The sequence below is a fragment of the Phenylobacterium sp. genome (genome assembly GCF_030698145.1).
GTDB lineage: Bacteria > Pseudomonadota > Alphaproteobacteria > Caulobacterales > Caulobacteraceae > Phenylobacterium.
In genome coordinates this window covers 104,884-121,844 of sequence record NZ_JAUYNW010000059.1, presented here as the reverse complement: position 1 = coordinate 121,844, position 16,961 = coordinate 104,884, and the positions used below count along the sequence as shown (strand labels likewise).

The window sequence follows — 16,961 nt, the reverse complement described above, 5'->3', positions numbered from 1 at the left end:
ATTGTTCGAATCGACTTGCCTCTCGTCACGGAATGGACCGACCCTGCGCGCCAACAAAAAGCACACAGTGGAGGACACCGAATGGCTATCGATTTCGACATTCCCGAAGACGCCAAGGCGATCCGCCTCAAGGTCCGTCAATGGGTCGAGGACGAGTGCATTCCCGCCGAGAAGAAGCTGGTCGATAAGGAAAGCTTCAAGACCGTGCTGGACGAACTGCGGGTCAAGGCTCGGGCCGCGGGCCTGTGGCTTCCCTTCATCCCCAAGGAATACGGCGGCATGGGCCTGGGCCCCCTGGCCAACGCCCTGGTCCAGATGGAGTTGGGACGCAGCCACCTGGGCGCGCTGTCGATGAACAGCCAGGGCCCGGACGACGCCACCATGCTGACCCTGCTGGCGCACGGCACCGAGTACCAGAAGGAGAAGTTCCTCAAGCCGCTCTTGGCCGGCGACAAGCGCGTCTGCTACTCCATGACAGAGAAGGCCGCCGGCGCCGACGCCACCGGCATGCGGACGACCGCGGTCAAGGACGGCAACGAGAACTACGTCCTCAACGGCGAGAAGTGGTTCTCATCGGCCGCCAGCGCCGCCGACATGGCCCTGGTCATGGCCCGCACCGACCCGGACGCTCCACGCCACCAGCAGTTCTCCACCTTCATCGTCGAGCTGCCGAACCCCGGCTACAACATCAAGCGCGACATCAAGACCATGGCCGTGGAAGGCGAGCTCAGCCACATCATGGGCGGCGGCCACTCCGAGATCGAGATCAAGGACTTGGTGGTCCCGGCCGAGAACCTGCTGGGCGGTGAGGGGCAGGGCTTCAACATGGGCCAGCACCGCCTGGCTTACGGCCGCCTGCGCCACGGCATGCACAATGTGGCCATGGCTCAGCGGGCGCTGGACATGGCCGCGGCCCACGTCACCAAGCGCGAGACCTTCGGCAAGCCGCTGCACGAGCGCCAGGGCGTCCAGTTCATGTTGGCCGAGTGCGCCAGCGAACTCTACATGGCCCGCCTGATGCTGCTGCACATCGCCTACAAGGCCGAGAAGGGCCTGGACATGCGCCAGGAGAACTCCATCGCCAAGGTGTTCCTGGCCCACATGGTGCACAAGGTGGTCGACACCGCCATCCAGCTGCACGGGGCCCTGGGCTACAGCCAGGACACCCCGCTGGCCTCCTGGTACACCCACATCCGGTCGCAACGCCTGGTCGACGGCCCCGACGAGGTCCACCGCTGGACGGTCGGCCGCAACGTGATCAAGGCCTACCAGCAGCACGGCACGACGGCCTCGGCGGCCGGCGGGGATCTGCTGTAGGGACTTTTCCTCCCCCATGACCAACGGGAATGGGGGAGGGGGACCGCGCCGCAGGCGTGGTGGAGGGGGCGAGACTGGGCTCTGAGGTTGAGGCCGCCCCCTCCACCGCTTCGCGGTCCCCCTCCCCCGTAAACGGGGGAGGAAGAAGGCCCTACTTCACCCGCCGGGCGCGGACCGCGCGCTGGCCGTCGGAGTTGAGGAAGTAGGAGCCCATGGCGGCCTTGCGGACCTCCACCTTCGACCCCTTGCCGGGCCGGCGGCCGAGCGTTTCGGAGTCGGTCTGGGCCCAGACTGCGCCGCCTTCCAGCTCGAACACCCACTTGCCGTCGCCGCCGCGATAGGCCTCGGCGACCTGACCGGTCATGCGGTCGATCTCCTCCGGCTTCTCGGTGCGCTCGAACATGGCCAGGCTGGGAAGGTTGAAGCCGAAGGCCTGGCGGCGGACCGCCTTGGCCTGCTCGCGGTCGACCACCACGATGTCGCCCTTCTGCTCGGCGCCGGCCAGGGCGCCGACGGCCGCGTCGTAGCAGGCCAGGCGCTCGGCGGAATCGGTCTTGACCTTGCAGTCCAGCAGGCCCTGGAACTGGGCGGCGCGGCCCTCGATCTTGGGCTCGGCGGCGGTCGCCGGCCCCGCCAGGGCCAGGCCCGCCAGGGCCAGGGCGGCCAGCTTTGTGCGTGTGGAAAAGTATGTCATCCGTGACCCATGAGTTCGACGTCCCGCATTGATAGGGCGCTCCCCGCGCTGGGCAAGATGCTGATGGCGGCGGTGGCGGTCTTTTCGCTCGCCGCCTGCTCCCCCAAGGGCCCTTCCAGGCCGCCCTGTCCGCAGGGCGCGGTGTGCATCGAGGCCGGAAACGTATCCGAGCCGGCGACCCTGGACCCGCACAAGTCCACCGGCACCTGGGAAGAGCGGATCATCTCCAGCCTGATCGTCGGGCTCACTGACGCCGACCCCAACGGGAAGGCCGTCCCCGGCATGGCCGAGCGCTGGGAGACCAGCGCCGACGGCCTGACCTGGACCTTCTATCTGCGCGATGCGACTTGGTCTGACGGCGTGCCGGTCACCGCCCATGACTTCGTCTTCTCCCTGCGCCGCATACTCGATCCGAAGACGGCGTCGGAATACGCCTCGCTGCTCTACCTCATCAAGAACGCCCAGCCGGTGAACGAGGGTAAGGCGGAGCCGAGCGCCCTGGGCGTGCGCGCGGTCTCGCCCAAGGTGCTGGAGATCGTGCTGGAGCACCCGGCGCCCTACCTGCCGCAGCTCGCCAAGCACTACACCATGTTCCCGGTGCCGCGGCATGTGGTGGAGAAGCTGGGGGACGCCTGGATCAAGCCGGGGAACTATGTGTCCAACGGACCCTATGTGGTCACCGACTGGAAGCTGGGCGACTATGTCCAGCTTAGGAAGAACCCGCGGTTCTACGAGGCCGACAAGGTCTGCGTGGACCAGATCCGCTTCTATCCGACCCCCGACGCCACCATGGCCGAGCGCCGCGTGCTGCGTGGGGAACTCGACATGAACGCCGACATGCAGTCGAACCGCATCTCCTTCCTGCGGGAGAAGGCGCCGGACTATGTGCGCACCCACACCTATCTCGGCGTGACCTACCTGGCCTTCAACGCCGCCGAGCCGGCGTTCAAGGACCGGCGCGTGCGCCTGGCCCTGACCATGGCCATCGACCGCGAGTTCATCGTCAGCAAGCTGTTCCGCGGCGGACAGACGGCCGCCTACACCTTCGTGCCGCCCGGCGTGGCCGGCTACGAACAGGCAAAGGCGCCGGCCTGGGCCGCCTGGCCGCTGGAGAAGCGCCAGGCCGAGGCTCGGCGCCTGCTGGCGGCGGCGGGCTATGGCCCCAAGCGTCCGCTGAAGGTGGAGATCAAGCACCGCAACACGCCCGACCCCTCGCTCTACCTACCCGCGGTCCAGGCCGACTGGAAGGCGATCGGCGTCGACGCCCGCCTGGTGCAGAATGAGGTCCAGATCGCCTACGCGGCCTATCGCGCCCGCGACTTCCAGGTGGCCGACGCCGCCTGGATCGCCGACTACAACGACGCCATGAGCTTCCTCTACCTGCAACAGTCGTCCACCGGGCCGCAGAACTATGGCGACTACGCCAACCCGGCCTATGACGCCCTGCTGGCCAAGGCCGACGCCGAACCCGACGCCAAGGTCCGGGCCGGCTACCTGGCGCAGGCCGAGGCGATCATGCTGGCCGACGCGCCCGTCGCGCCGATCTACTTCTACGTGAACAAGAACCTGGTGGCCCCGAAGGTCACCGGCTTCGTCGACAACATCGTCGATCAGCACCGCGCCCGTTACTGGTGCGTCACGGCCACAAGGCCCGCTCCGCCCGCGAAGGGTGTCCCACAAGGGTAAATTCGTGCGCGCATCTCAGCGCCCCGCACATTCTGTGACCAGAATGCGACAGGTTGTCGTCCTTAACATTGCTGACACGTAATGGGCGTTGACCCCCTGCGTGTATGACTCGTAACTCCTACGTAACCGGGCTCTTCGAGTCTGGGACCGTACCTTTTGTGGGGAGCAGGTGCTGCGGGTCGTAACGACCGGCGGACCGCTGGAGGATCTAGACCTTGAAAATCAAAACCATGCGGGAACGCCTGTTGGCGTCTTCCATGATCTGCGGCGTGGCCATGGCGGCCTTTTCCGCGACGGCCGCCTACGCGCAGACCGAAGAAGAAGTCGCTGAAGTCGTCGTCACCGGTTCGCGCATCCAGGTGCCCGGCCTGCAATCGGCCAGCCCGATCACGACCGTCGGCGCTGACGAAATTCGCCTCCAGCAGGCTTCGGAAATCGAGCAGGTCATCCGCTTCCTGCCGGCCTCGGTCCCGGGCGACAACCCGGCCCGTAACAACGGCACCGCCGGCGTCTCCACGGTCAACCTGCGCGGCATGGGTCCGCAGCGGAACCTGATCATGGTCGACGGCAAGCGCGTCACCCCCTACGACGTCAACGGTCGCGTCGACGTGTCGGTCATCCCGACCGCCATGCTCGACCGCGTCGACGTGATCACCGGCGGCGCCTCGGCCGTGTACGGTTCGGACGCCATCTCCGGGATGATCAACTTCATCCTCAAGAAGGACTTCGAAGGCGTCGAGTTCGACACCGGCTACACCCAGACCGGCGAAGGCGACGGCAAGACCTATCGCGCCGCCCTGACCGTGGGCGCCAACGTGGCCGACGGCCGCGGCAACGTCGCCCTGAACATGGGCTACTCCAAGCGTGAACCCGTCCTGCTGGGCGATCGCCCGTTCGGTCAGGTCGGCGTCGTCACCGCCACCGGCGGCGGCCTCGGCGTCACGGCTCCCCCGGCGCCCACCAACTGCGGCGGCCCCGGCTCGGTGCCCACCACGTTCGGCGGCTCCACCACCACCGTCCCGACCCGTCTCGCCATCGCCGGCGGCCCGGGCCTCGGCCAGATCCGCGACGACGGCACCCTGGGCGCCAACTGCTCGGTGTTCAACTTCAACCCGTTCAACTATTACCAGACCCCGTCGGAGCGCTACAGCGCCACCGCCGTCGGTCACTATGAGATCACCGACAACGTCGAGGCCTATGCCCGGGCGATGTTCACGCACACCAACGTCGTCCAACAGGTCGCGCCTTCCGGCGTGTTCGGCAGCTCGTTCTTCGTGCCTCTGTCCAATCCGTTCCTTTACAACGGCAACCCGCTCAACAACGCTCGGGACAGCATCATCGCCGCAGCTGAAACTGGCCGCCTCGCGGGCACCGTCAGGAAAGCTGGCCCCGGCACCGTCAACTGGCGCGACCTCAACGGCAACAACGTGGTCGACGCCGCCGATGATCTGAACCTGACCATCCGTCGCCGCACCGGCGAGCTGGGTCCGCGTTCGACCGCCTACGAGAACACCAACTACCAGATGCTGTTCGGCCTGCGCGGCGACAACGCCTTCGGCATCGAAGACTGGTCCTGGGACGCCTCGTTCCAGCGCGGCGAGTCGACCCGCACCAGCACCTCGGCCGGCTACACCAACCTGGCGAACTTCCAGAACGCGGTGAACACCGTTGACGGTGTGACCTGCCGGACCGGCGGCGACGCCTGCGTGCCGATCGACATCTTCGGCGCCTATGGCCGCGCCTCGGCGGCGGCTATCGCCTACGCCAGCGCCACGGCCCTGCAGCACGACACCTATGTGCAGCAGATCTTCTCGGCCACGGTCGGTGGCCCCGTCGAGATGATCAAGAGCCCCTGGGCGACCATCCCGCTGGCGGTCAACTTCGGTACGGAATACCGCGAAGAAACCGGTGAGTCCGAGCCCGACGAATGCCTGAAGCTGGCCCCGGCCAGCTGCCTCGGCGGCGCCGGCGGCAACACCCTGCCGATCAAGGGCGGCTACAGCGTCAAGGAAGTGTTCGGCGAAGCCATCGTGCCGATCTTCGCCGACCAGCCCTTCGCCAAGTCCTTCGACCTGGAACTCGGCTACCGCTACTCCGACTACGATCCGTCGGGCGTCAACAAGACTTGGAAGTACGGCTTCAACTGGGAAGTGGTCGACGGCTTCCGCGTCCGCGTGATGCAACAACGCGCGGCTCGCGCCCCGAACGTCGGCGAACTGGCGGCTCCGCTGGTCACCGGCCTGCGGAACGCGAACTTCGACCCCTGCTCGGTCGGCAATCCCGCCCCGATCTCGGCCGCTCTCGCCGCGCTCTGCATCTCGACGGGCATGACGTCGGGTGAGGTCGGCACGGTCCAGGACATCGTCTCGGGTCAGGTCGGCACGTTCGAAGGCACCAACCTGTCGCGCCTGCCGGAACCGGAAACCGCCGACACGACCACCGTCGGCTTCGTCTGGCAACCGTCGTTCCTGCCGGCCCTGCGTAGCCCCTCGATCTCGATGGACTACTACAAGATCGACATCCAGGACGTGATCGGCATCTTCGCGCCCCAGGAAATCCTGGACGCCTGCTACGTGCGTGCGGAAGCCCTGGCTTGCGCCGACATCGTCCGTGTCAACGGCGACATCGCCTCGCCGGCCTCCGGCATCCGGCTCTTCACGACCAACCTGAAGGACCAGACCGCTGAAGGCGTCGAGATGAACGTCGCGTTCGGTCTGGACATGACGACCCTCGGCTTCGACGAGAGCCTGGGCAGCCTGACCTTCCAGTTCAACGCCAACTACTACCTGAAGAACGAGAGCCAGAGCAGCGAGGCCACCCCGGTTCTCGATTGCCTGGGCGTCTACGGCACGAGCTGCGGCTCCCCGACCCACGAGTTCCGCTTCATTCAGCGGACCAGCTGGACCGTCGGCGACCTGCAGCTGTCCTACCTGTGGCGTTATGTCGATGAAGTGGCGATCGAAGAGGTCCAACTCCCGACCACCTTCGCGCCCTTCCAGAAGATCGAGGCCTATCACTGGCTCGACCTGACCGCGAGCTACACCCTGAACGACGCGGTGCGTATCACCGCCGGCGTCCAGAACGTGTTCGAGAAGGAAGCTCCGATCGTCGGCAACGAAGCGGGCACCACCTCGGCCAACTCCGGCAACACCTTCCCGGGCGACTACGACACCCTGGGCCGCGTGTTCACGCTGGGTCTGAACCTGCGGTTCTAAACACCGACGGAAACGAACGGGGAAACGGCGGGCGAAAGCCCGCCGTTTTCTTTTTGTGCGCAGGGCTTGGCGCCGGGCCCGATGAGAGGGATTGAGACCTCATGAACGACCAGGTGAACGCCCTCGTCCAGGCCGCCGGCCAGGCCGCCAATTCCGGCCGCTGGCAGGACGCCGAGCGCCTGTGGGGACAGGTCCGCGCGCTCGCCCCCGACCATCCGCAGGCGCTCTACAGCCTGGGCGTCCACGCCTTCCAGCGCCGCGACCTGATGGGCGCGCTGGAGCTGCTGCAGGCCGCCCACGCCGCCGCGCCCCGCGATCCGCTGATCCTGATGACCACCGGCGTGGTGCTGCGCGAGCGCGGCGACGTGCAGGGCGAGTGGGAGGCGATCAACGCGGCCCTGACCGCCGACCCCTATTTCCTGCCCGGCCTGATCTCCAAGGCGGGTTTCCTGGAGCGCCAGGGCCGGGCCAAGGCCGCCGCCGGCGTCTATCGCGACGTGCTGAAGGTGGCCCCGCCGCAGCCGCACTGGCCCGACTCGCTAAGGCCCCAACTGCTCCACGCCGCCAAGATGGTCGAGGACCACACCGAGGCCTTCGCCGCCTATCTTGAAGCGGCCCTGGCCGGCCCCCGCACCGCGATCGAAACCGCTGCCGCCGGGCGATGGGCGGAGGCGGCCTCGATCATGAGCGGTCGATCCAAGCCATATCTATCTGATTCTAATCAACTTTATGTTCCACGCCTGCCCGCGATCCCGTTCCACGACCGCGCGCAGTTCACCTGGGTCGAGGCCCTGGAAGCCCAGACCGACCTGATCCGCGAGGAGCTGCAAGCCGCCCTCGCCGACCAGCAGGGCGAGTTCTCACCCTACATCGCCTACAACCCCGGTGAGCCGGTCAACCAATGGGCCGAGCTCAATCATTCCAACCGCTGGAGCACCTATCCGCTCTGGCGCGGCGGGACCCCGGTGCAGGAGCATCTGGACCGCTGTCCAAAGACCGCCCAGGCCCTGCGCGACGTCGAGATGGCCGAGATCGGCGGCCTCTGCCCCAACGCCATGTTCTCGGCGCTCGCGCCCCACACCCAGATCCCACCGCACCATGGCGAGACCAATGCGCGCCTGGTGGTTCATCTGCCCTTGGTGGTGCCGCCCAACTGCACCTACCGCGTCGGGTTCGAGCGCACCGGCTGGACCGTGGGCGAGGTGCTGATCTTCGACGACACCATCGAGCACGAGGCCCGCAACGACAGCGACGAGCTGCGCGTGGTGCTGATCTTCGACGTCTGGAACCCGCTGCTCTCCAAGGCCGAACGCGAGATGGTCCAGGCGATGACCGAGGCGGCGCGGGCGTTCAACGCCGAGGGCTGAGGCCGCCCTTTCGGCTTACCTTCCAATCCGGCGTAGCATGACGGAATCAGGGAGGTTCGCGCATGGATGAGCTGTGGAGCCGGCGGCGCGCCGCGACCGTGATCTGCTCGGGCCTGGCCCTGGCCGGCTGCGCGACCCTGGCGGCGCCGACCCAGCCCAAGGTGCTGGTCAACCTGGCCGACCTCGGGGCCGACCCGCAGGATCCCGAGGCCGATCTCACACAACTGGCCGCGGCGCGCGACACCGCCCACCGGGTGACCGCGCCGGTGATGATCAACAGCCAGGGCCCCTATGAGTTTGTCATCGACACGGGCGCCAACCGCACGGTGATCGCCACCGAGCTCGCCCAGACCCTGGCCCTGCCCACCTCGGGTCGCGCCGAAGTCCACGGGATCGCCGGGATCGAGGCCTCGACCACCGCCCTGATCGACCGGCTGGACGTCGGGCGGGTCAATTCCCGGCGCCTGCATGCACCGCTGCTGACCCGCGCGCGGCTGGGGGCCGACGGGCTGATGGGCGTCGACGTGTTGAAGAACCGTCGGCTTAATATCGATTTCCGCCGCAACGTCATCACCATCCATCGCGCCAACGACAACAGCATCCAGTTCCGTCAGGGGGTCATGGACACCCGGGTCGGCGCCTCGGGCCGCGCGCCTGACGGGTCGGACTATACGGTGGTGCCGGCGCGGATGCGGTTCGGGCAGCTGATCGTCATCGACGCCGATCTGGGCGGAATACCGGTGGTGGCTTTCCTGGACTCCGGCTCTCAGAACACCGTCGGCAATCTGAAGCTCTACGCCAAGCTCAAGCTGAGGCCCGAACTGCTGTCGCCGCGTCCCCTGGTGGTGCAACTGATCAGCGCCACCGGCCAGACCGCGCGGGGCGAGTTTTCCAGCGTGCCGCCGCTGCGGCTGGGGGGGCTGGGGATCGCCAACCTCTCGGCGGTGTTCGCCGACCTGCACATCTTCCGGCTCTGGGAGCTGATCGACCGGCCCGCGATCCTGGTGGGGATCGACGTGATGCGCCATTTCGAGGGCATCGACCTGGACTTCGGCGCCCGCCGTGTCACCTTCCGAACGCCGCCCGGCGCCATGCGACCCATGCGCTAATTCACTGGCGTCGGCGCCAGGACCATCGCGCCGGAGCCGCGCAGGCGTTCGGCCGCCATCTCGTCCAGCAGGCCCTTGGCCCGCGGATCGCCGAGGATCCAGGCCGCGGCGGCCAGGGTGCGGATCGAGGTCGCCGAAACACCCAGCGCGCTCTCCAGGGCCTCGAAGGGCGAGACCGTGGCGGTCATGCGCTTCAGGCGCACGTGGCCCTTCAGCCCGGCGAGGCCCTTGGCCTTTTCCACCGCCTGGTAGAATCCGCCGACCTCGTCGACCAGACCGATCTCGCTCGCCTGGGCGCCGGTCCAGACGCGGCCCTTGGCGATCTCGCCCACCCGTTCGGGGCTGAGCTTACGGCCGTCGGCCACCCGGGCGATGAAGTTGGCATAGATGCGGTCCATCCAGCCGGCGAAGGCCGCGCGCTGAGCCGGAGTGAATTCAGAGCCCAGGCCGAAAGCCCCGGCATAGTCGCCGCCGACCCCGATCTGGCGCACGTCGACGCCGAACCGTCCCAGGGCCTCGCCCACGGCGAACTTGCCGCCGAACACGCCGATGGAGCCGGTGAGGGTGGTGGGTTGCGCCACGATGGCCGAGGCCTGGCTGGAGACCCAGTAGCCGCCCGAGGCCGCATAGGTGCCCATCGAGACCACCACCGGCTTCTTGGCCGCCTTGGCCGCGCGCACTGCGGCGAGGATCTGTTCGGAGGCGGTGTCAGAGCCGCCGGGGGAGGAGACCCGGAAGACGATCGCCTTGACGTCCTTGTCCTCGATGGCGTCGTACAGCGCCTCGGAGATATCGTCGGAATGCATGGACGAGCCGCCCTGGAACGGGTTGGCGGTTCCGTCGTGGCCGGTGACGATGGGACCCTCGCCCTCGATGACGGCGATCGCCGGGCCTGTCCCGTCTTCGTCGTCATTGCCGCGCATGTACTTCTCGAAGTCGACCAGCTTGCCGTTCTTGCCGGCCTTGGCCAGGGCGGCGGTCTGGGCCTCCTTCACCTGGCCGACCTTGTCGATCAGCCGCAGCTTGACGGCTTCCTCGGCGAGATAGGGGCCGGCCTCGAGGGTCTTGCGCAGGCTGGCGGCGTCGATCTTGCGGTCGAGGGCGGCCGTCGACACCGCGCTGGAATAGACAGAGCCCATCCAGGAGAGCGTGCTCGCCCGATGGGGGCCGGTGTAGTCGGTGAAGAGGTAGGGATTGACGGCGTTCTTGTACTCGTAGCGCTGCTCGTACTGGGCCTTCACGCCGTACTTGTCGAAGGCGCGCTTGAAGAAGATGTCCTCTCCGGCCAGGCCCGTGACCTGGAAGGAGGCGCCCGGCTGCATCCACAGTTCGCCGGCCGCCGCGCCCAGCATATAGGTCGAGGAGATGACGCCGGAGGGATAGAGCCCCTGGCTGTGGGCGATCACCGACTTGCCGGTGGCATGGAACTTCCGGATCGCCAGGCGGATCTCGTCGGCGGCGGCCGGCTCCATGCCGCCCTCGGGCAGCCGGACCAGCAGGCCCTTGACCTTGCCGTCCTTGCCCGCCCGGTCGAGGGTCTCGATCACTGACATCACCGACATTGAGCGGCGCCCGAAGCTGGCGAAGGGGTTGACCGGATCCTGGTCGGTCAGGGGATCGCGCAGGTCCAGCTGCAGGACCGCCTGGTCGGGGGTCGGGGAGGGTTTGGCGGCCCCGGCCGCCATGACGATCAGCAGGAACGGAACGCCCACCAGGAATAGCACCAGGCCCGCGAAGACGCCGGCCGTGGTGATGAGGAATTGCTTCATTTGATTCCGCGCTATGGACGTTCGTGCCGCTGGTTATATCGGAGCGGCCGGCGTCCGAAAGAAGACCTTGTGGCGCAACGACCGTTTCGGGGCTCAGCGACGCGCCCACGATCGGCGAACGGCGTGCGCCCGAAAACGGGCGAAAGCGGCCCGAACTGAGGCTTTCAGAGCCCATATCCACACTGAACATGTTCAATTCACCCGTCCCCGGGTTCCTGAACGTCGATTAGTGTGAATTCATCCGCCCGACGGTTGTGGCGGGGGTTGGATGTGAGAGTGGGCGAACGAGGGCGGCCGGCGGCCGCCGGGTGGGTCGCGATCGGCCTTCTGAGCGTCGCGAGCGCGGCCGTCGCGGCCGAGCCTGTCACCGCCATCGTGGGCGCCACGGTGTTCGACGCGACGGGCGCGCCGCCGCGGGTCGCCACGGTGATCATCCGCGAGGGCCGTGTCGCCCAGGTCGGGGCCAAGGTCCGCGTCCCGAGGGGCGCCAAGGTGATCGACGCCAAGGGCAAGGCCCTGCTGCCCGGCTTCTTCGACGTGCACACCCATTGGACCCCCGGTGGCGATCCCCGGGTGACCCCGGCCATCGCCAACGCCTACATCGCCGCGGGCGTCACCACGGTGAACGACTTCCACCAGCAGCCGGAATCCTTCGCGCCGCGCCGCCGGTGGCTGGGTTCGCTTGCCGCGCCGCACGTGAACTTCGTGGCCCGGATGAGCACGCCGGGAGGCCACGGCGCCGATTGGGCCGACGAGGCGACCACCAAGTGGCTGAGTAGCCCGCAGGACGCGCGCACCGAGGTCAAGGCGCTGGTCCCCTACAAGCCCGACTTCATCAAGGCTTTCACCGACGGCTGGCGCTACGGCGTCTCGGCCGACAATACCAGCATGGACCAGGGCACGCTCTCGGCCCTGGTGGACGAGGCCCACAAGAACGATATCCGGGTCCTGACCCATACCGTGACCATCGAGCGGGGCGCGATCGCGGCCCGCGCCAAGGTCGACATCATCGCCCACAGCCTGCAGGACCGGCTGATCGACGCCGAGACCGTGGCGCTGATCAAGGCGGCCGGCGCCGCCTACGCGCCGACGCTGGCCGTCTACGATCCCGACAAGTCCGGCCGCGAGCAGCCCGACACCCCGGCGCGCCGCCACTCGATCACCAAGTTCGGCTATGCGCTTGGCAACGTGAAGGCGCTCAGCGACGCGGGCGTGAATGTGGTGCTGGGCACCGACGCTGGCATGCCGGGCACGCCGCACGGGGTCTCGACCCTGCGCGAGATGGAGCTGTTGGTGAAGGCGGGCCTGACCCCGACCCAGGCCCTGATGGCGGGCACCTCCAACAGCGCCCGGGCGCTGGGCGAGATCGCCGACCGGGGGACAATCGAGGCCGGCAAGCGCGCCGACCTTGTGCTGATCTCAGGCGCGCCCTGGAACGACATCGCCGACGTGCGCAAGATCGAGCGGGTGTTCGTCGACGGCGCGCCCGTCCACGGCGCGCGCTTCAAGGCGCCGGCCGCCAACAGCGCCACGGCCATGCCGGCGATCAAGGTCGCAGCGCTCATCGACGACTTCGAGCGGGCCGACGGCCGCTCCAGCCTCGACACCCTTAGGCTCAATGACATGGACGGCGGCATCGACCGCACGCTGCAGGTGGCGCAGGTCATCGACCGCGCCGGGGCCGGCCACGCGCTCAGCCTGGCCGCGCGCATGGCCGCCAAGGACGATCCGTCCGCCGGTGTGATCATCCCGCTGAGCCGCGGCTCTGTGGAACCGGTGGACGCGCGGGCCTTCAGGGGTGTGCGTTTCGAGGTGCGCGGAGCCGGGACCTACGACTTCGACATCAACACGACCAACAGCAAGTGGCGCGCCGAGGTCACCGCCGGCGGCGACTGGCGCGCGGTCGAGGTTCCGTTCGGTGCGTTGAGGCGCGCGGCGGGCCGCGGGCAGGCGACCGGACCCTGGACGGGCGACGACCTGCTGGAGGTCGAGTTCGCCGGCAGCCGCGGGCCCGGCGAGAAGCTGTGGCTAGAAGTGGACAACGTGACCTTTTACTGACCCGGGACCGCGCGTCTCGGAGTGATTTAAGTGGGGATAAGTTCTATGAAATCAGCTATTTCGTGGCGTCGTGCCATGCTCGCCACCACGGCCCTGGCCGCTCTTTCGTTCGCGGGTCAGGCCCTGGCCCAGACCGATGAGAACGAGGTCGAGGAACTGGTGGTCGTCGGCTCGCAGATCGCCGGCGCCAAGGTGACGGCCGCCGTGCCGGTCACCGTCGTCGGCGAGGAGCAGTTGGACGCCATCGCCGCCACCTCGGGCGATGACCTGTTCCGCTCCATCCCGCAGATGGGCGATGTCAGCTTCAACTCCAGCTTCCTGCCCAATTCCAGCAACAGCGCCCGCGGCGATGTGGGCTCGGTCAATCTGCGCAACCTGGGAGTCGGCAACACCGCCTCGACGGCACGATCAACTTCACCGACTCGGTGACCGGCCAGGCCTTCATCGGCGACCTGATCGGCTCCAGCCCGTCGCCCGACACCAAGGGCTCGCGCACGGTGACCTCGGCCTTCGCCGAACTGGCGATCCCGATCGTCTCGCCGGAGATGGAGATCCCGTTCGCCCGCAACATCGAGATGCAGCTTGCCGGCCGCTACGAGAGCTTCAGCGACGCCGGCGAGGTGGCCAAGCCGAAGGTGGCCATCGCCTGGGACATCATCGAGGGCCTGCGCATCCGCGGCTCCTGGGCCCAGGGCTTCAAGGCCCCGAACCTGGAGCAGGTGAACGCCACCCTGGTCACCCGCGCCAACACCCGCTCCGACTGGGTGCGCTGCGAGGCCGACCTGCGGGCCGGCCGGATCGCCAGCTTCTCCGCCTGCGCGCGTTCGAGCGCCACCACCGCCCAGCGGGCCGGCAATCCTGACCTGCAGCCGGAAGAGTCGGAGACCTGGGGCGCGGGCGTGGTCTTCCAGCCTGCCTTCGTGCCGCCTGAGTTCGGCGACTTCACCTTCACCGTCGACACCTGGCGTGTGAAGCAGGAGGGCATTGTCGGCCTGTTCGGCGAGGGCAACGCCCTGATCGCCGACTACCTGGCGCGCGTCAGCGGCGGCACGAACCCGGACGTGGTCCGCGCCGCGCCCACGGCCGACGACATCGCCGCCTTCGCCGGCACCGGCCTCGCGCCGGTCGGACAGGTCCTGTTCGTGAAGGACCAGTACCGCAACCTGCTGCCGCAGGAGGCGCGGGGTGTCGACCTGGGGCTGATCTGGAACCTGCGCACCGACACCTGGGGCGATTTCAACGTCAACATCAACGCCGCCAAGCTGGTGAAGTTCTACCGCTCGCCGTCGCCTGAGATCGCCGCCCTGCTGGCGGCGCGGGCCGCCGGCCAGATCAACGCCGGCACCACCATCACCGGCGGCGGCGACCTGATCCGCCAGAACGGCCGTCCGGAGTGGAAGTGGTCGGCCACGGCCACCTGGAGCTACGAGCAGTTCCAGGTCGGAGCCTTCACCCAGTTCATCGACAACGTGCTGGACACCGATCTGCTCGACGCCACCGGCGAGGCCTGGGTGGTCGAGAGCCAGATGACCGCCAACCTCTACGGCCAGTACGAGTTCACCGACGGCCTGGCGGCCAACACCCGCCTGCGTCTCGGCGTGCGGAACATCACCAACGAGAAGCCGCCGCTGGAGTCGGGCGACGGCTTCCTGGGGGCCCTCTACCAGCCCCATAGCCGCTATTGGTACGTCAGCGTCCGCAAGTCGTTCTAAGCTCCAGCCGGAGGGGCGGCGACGGCGCGCCGCCCCTCCGCGCTCATTTCGATCACGCCGGAATTCCTGGGAGACGCGGCACATGCGGCGACAGATGATCGGTATCGGACTGGGGCTGGCCCTCGTGGGGGGCATGGCCCAGGCCGCGGAGCTCACCGCGGCGGAACGCCAGGCGATCCTGGGGTCGCTGGACAAGAGCGCGCCGCGCACCGCTGAGGTCGCCAAGCAGATCTGGGGTTTCGCCGAGGTCGGCTACCAGGAGACCCGCAGCTCGACCCTGCTGCAGGGCGAACTCAAGAAGTCGGGCTTCAAGGTCGAGGCCGGCGTGGCCGGCATGCCCACCGCCTTCGTCGCCAGCTTCAAGACCGGCCCGGGCCCGGTGATCGCCATCCTGGCTGAGTTCGACGCCCTGCCGGGCATGGCCCAGACCGCCGATCCCAGCCGCTCGCCGATCGCCGGCCAGGAGGCGGGTCACGCCTGCGGCCACCACATCTTCGGCGCCGCCTCGGTGGCCGCCGCCCAGAGCCTCAAGGAATGGATGGTCGCCAACAAGATCTCCGGCGAGATCCGGGTCTATGGCTCACCGGCCGAAGAGGGCGGGTCGGGCAAGGTCTATATGGTCCGCGCCGGCCTGTTCAAGGACGTGACCGCCACCCTCCACTGGCACCCCTCCAGCGAGAACAGCGCCGCCCAGAGCGTGTCGCTGGCCAATGTCAGCGGCAAATTCCGCTTTACCGGCGCCTCGGCCCACGCCTCCGCAGCCCCTTCGCGCGGCCGCTCGGCCTTGGACGGAGTCGAGGTGATGAACGTGGCGGTGAACTACATGCGCGAGCACGTGCCGGACGGTACGCGTATCCACTATGTGGTCACCGATGGGGGCAAGGCGCCCAATGTCGTGCCGGACAAGGCCGAGGTCTATTATTACGTCCGCCACACCGATCCGCAGATCGTGCGCGACGTGGTCGGCCGCATCCAGAAGGCCGCAGAGGGCGCGGCCATGGCCACCGAGACCAAGGTCGCCTTCGAGCAGACCGGCGGCGTCTACAATATGCTGCCCAACGACACCCTGGGATGGGTGATGGACGGCGCTCTGCGCCAGGTCGGCGGGATCACCTGGGACGCCAAGGAACAGGCCTTCGGCGAGGCCATGGCCAAGCAGCTTCCGGCCAACAAGGCGACCCTGGCCAGCGTCGGCGTCATCCAGCCCTATCGGATCGGCGATGGCGGCGGCGGCTCCACCGACGTGGCCGATGTGAGCTGGGTCACCCCCACCGCCGGCATGGGCGCGGCGACCTGGGTGCCGGGCACGCCGGCCCATAGCTGGCAGGCGGTGGCCGCCGGTGGCACCAGCATCGCGTCCAAGGGCGGGGTCGTGGCGTCCAAGACCCTGGCGCTGGCCGCGGCCACCCTGTTCCGCGAGCCGGAGTTGCTGGCCAAGGCCCAGGCCGAGCTCGAGACCAAGCGCGGGGCGGACTTCAGCTACAAGGCCATGGTCGGCGACCGGCCTCCGCCGCTGGATTACCGCCGCAACCCGTCAGGCGCGGAGTAGGGCGCGCTCAGGCCGCCACGCGCGACGAGGCGGCGATGGGGCTGGCGTCGGCGATCATCGCGTCCAGCCGGGCGGCCAGATCGCGCCCGGCGGGGGTAAGCTCGGCCGCGGTGATCGACCCCATCTTCCAGCGCCTGACCTGAACCAGGTCCTCGCCGGCCAGGGCCCGGACATTGCGCCAGGCCTGGACGGCGCTCATCTCCGCGCGTCGCTGCAGGTCGAGCAGGGGCAGAGCCTCGTCCTCGTCGGCCACGTAGAGGAAGACCATGATCTGGGCGAGCGACAGGGTCGGCGCGCGCTCGCGCAGCAGTTCCAATGCTTCCAGGACAGCGCTTCTGCGGCGCATATCCGCTCCCTGACGACACAACGCTATTGGGGACTCATGCACCGGTTCCGGCGCGCGCGGCGTGCGAACTGCGGGCGTGAATGTCCGCCGCGCCGCGTCGCACCGCGCAGGAACGCTCCAAAAATGCATACGTCGGCGA

At 68.2% G+C, this 16,961-nt stretch carries 12 protein-coding genes; 9 read left to right on the top strand and 3 right to left on the bottom strand.

The genetic code is table 11. The features are described 5' to 3' along the window. Positions 1-81 precede the first annotated feature (81 nt). Positions 82-1,317: an acyl-CoA dehydrogenase family protein gene (locus tag Q8Q77_RS08320; protein WP_305583022.1), complete on the top strand. Its 1,236-nt coding sequence runs from the start codon at positions 82-84 to the stop codon at positions 1,315-1,317. Between the two features lie 151 nt (positions 1,318-1,468). Here Q8Q77_RS08320 and Q8Q77_RS08315 read toward each other — a convergent pair whose 3' ends face one another. Then, positions 1,469-2,011 (bottom strand): hypothetical protein, encoded by a 543-nt coding sequence (locus Q8Q77_RS08315; RefSeq protein WP_305583020.1) that lies wholly within the window; start codon positions 2,009-2,011, stop codon positions 1,469-1,471. 9 nt (positions 2,012-2,020) lie between these two features. On the opposite strand from Q8Q77_RS08315, the gene Q8Q77_RS08310 reads away from it, so the two are divergent. The 4 genes from Q8Q77_RS08310 (at position 2,021) to Q8Q77_RS08295 (ending at position 9,388) form a co-directional block, all read left to right on the top strand. Beyond that, on the top strand, positions 2,021-3,697 hold the full coding sequence (locus Q8Q77_RS08310; RefSeq protein WP_305583018.1) for a peptide ABC transporter substrate-binding protein: 1,677 nt from the start codon (positions 2,021-2,023) through the stop codon (positions 3,695-3,697). A 215-nt stretch (positions 3,698-3,912) separates the two neighbouring features. Continuing rightward, on the top strand, positions 3,913-6,912 hold the full coding sequence (locus Q8Q77_RS08305) for a TonB-dependent receptor domain-containing protein (protein ID WP_305583016.1): 3,000 nt from the start codon (positions 3,913-3,915) through the stop codon (positions 6,910-6,912). Positions 6,913-7,013: 101 nt separating this feature from the next. After that, positions 7,014-8,279, top strand: coding sequence for an aspartyl/asparaginyl beta-hydroxylase domain-containing protein (locus tag Q8Q77_RS08300; protein WP_305583014.1), 1,266 nt, complete (start codon positions 7,014-7,016; stop codon positions 8,277-8,279). 62 nt (positions 8,280-8,341) lie between these two features. Continuing rightward, positions 8,342-9,388: a retroviral-like aspartic protease family protein gene (locus tag Q8Q77_RS08295; protein ID WP_305583012.1), complete on the top strand. Its 1,047-nt coding sequence runs from the start codon at positions 8,342-8,344 to the stop codon at positions 9,386-9,388. Here Q8Q77_RS08295 and sppA read toward each other — a convergent pair. After that, on the bottom strand, positions 9,385-11,157 hold the full coding sequence (gene sppA, locus Q8Q77_RS08290) for a signal peptide peptidase SppA (RefSeq protein WP_305583010.1): 1,773 nt from the start codon (positions 11,155-11,157) through the stop codon (positions 9,385-9,387). The two genes, Q8Q77_RS08295 and sppA, sit on opposite strands and share 4 nt — an antisense overlap. 276 nt (positions 11,158-11,433) lie before the next feature. Between sppA and Q8Q77_RS08285 the strand changes: the two genes are divergently transcribed. From Q8Q77_RS08285 to Q8Q77_RS08270, 4 genes are all read left to right on the top strand, one after another. Then, positions 11,434-13,215 (top strand): amidohydrolase family protein, encoded by a 1,782-nt coding sequence (locus Q8Q77_RS08285; RefSeq protein WP_305583008.1) that lies wholly within the window; start codon positions 11,434-11,436, stop codon positions 13,213-13,215. A gap of 75 nt (positions 13,216-13,290) precedes the next feature. After that, the gene (locus tag Q8Q77_RS08280; RefSeq protein WP_305583006.1) at positions 13,291-13,644 is read left to right on the top strand and encodes a hypothetical protein; all 354 of its coding nucleotides are present in this window, start codon (positions 13,291-13,293) and stop codon (positions 13,642-13,644) included. Next, positions 13,641-14,927 (top strand): TonB-dependent receptor domain-containing protein, encoded by a 1,287-nt coding sequence (locus Q8Q77_RS08275; RefSeq protein ID WP_305583004.1) that lies wholly within the window; start codon positions 13,641-13,643, stop codon positions 14,925-14,927. Before Q8Q77_RS08280 ends, Q8Q77_RS08275 begins: the two co-directional genes overlap by 4 nt. An 82-nt stretch (positions 14,928-15,009) precedes the next feature. Next, complete coding sequence (locus tag Q8Q77_RS08270) at positions 15,010-16,476, top strand: amidohydrolase (protein WP_305583003.1); 1,467 nt, start codon at positions 15,010-15,012, stop codon at positions 16,474-16,476. 7 nt (positions 16,477-16,483) lie between these two features. Here the strand turns inward: Q8Q77_RS08270 and Q8Q77_RS08265 are convergent, their stop codons facing one another. After that, the gene (locus tag Q8Q77_RS08265) at positions 16,484-16,822 is read right to left on the bottom strand and encodes a hypothetical protein (protein WP_305583001.1); all 339 of its coding nucleotides are present in this window, start codon (positions 16,820-16,822) and stop codon (positions 16,484-16,486) included. Between the last annotated feature and the right edge of the window lie 139 nt (positions 16,823-16,961).

Excerpts from the sequence above, each read along its gene's own strand:
- Q8Q77_RS08300 (WP_305583014.1), top strand. The coding sequence starts at position 7,014 with ATGAACGACCAGGTGAACGCCCTCGTCCAGGCCGCCGGCCAGGCCGCC.
- Q8Q77_RS08265 (WP_305583001.1), bottom strand. The coding sequence starts at position 16,822 with ATGCGCCGCAGAAGCGCTGTCCTGGAAGCATTGGAACTGCTGCGCGAG.
- Q8Q77_RS08280 (WP_305583006.1), top strand. The coding sequence starts at position 13,291 with ATGCTCGCCACCACGGCCCTGGCCGCTCTTTCGTTCGCGGGTCAGGCC.
- Q8Q77_RS08320 (WP_305583022.1), top strand. The coding sequence starts at position 82 with ATGGCTATCGATTTCGACATTCCCGAAGACGCCAAGGCGATCCGCCTC.
- Q8Q77_RS08270 (WP_305583003.1), top strand. The coding sequence starts at position 15,010 with ATGCGGCGACAGATGATCGGTATCGGACTGGGGCTGGCCCTCGTGGGG.
- sppA (WP_305583010.1), bottom strand. The coding sequence starts at position 11,157 with ATGAAGCAATTCCTCATCACCACGGCCGGCGTCTTCGCGGGCCTGGTG.
- Q8Q77_RS08315 (WP_305583020.1), bottom strand. The coding sequence starts at position 2,011 with ATGACATACTTTTCCACACGCACAAAGCTGGCCGCCCTGGCCCTGGCG.
- Q8Q77_RS08295 (WP_305583012.1), top strand. The coding sequence starts at position 8,342 with ATGGATGAGCTGTGGAGCCGGCGGCGCGCCGCGACCGTGATCTGCTCG.
- Q8Q77_RS08310 (WP_305583018.1), top strand. The coding sequence starts at position 2,021 with ATGAGTTCGACGTCCCGCATTGATAGGGCGCTCCCCGCGCTGGGCAAG.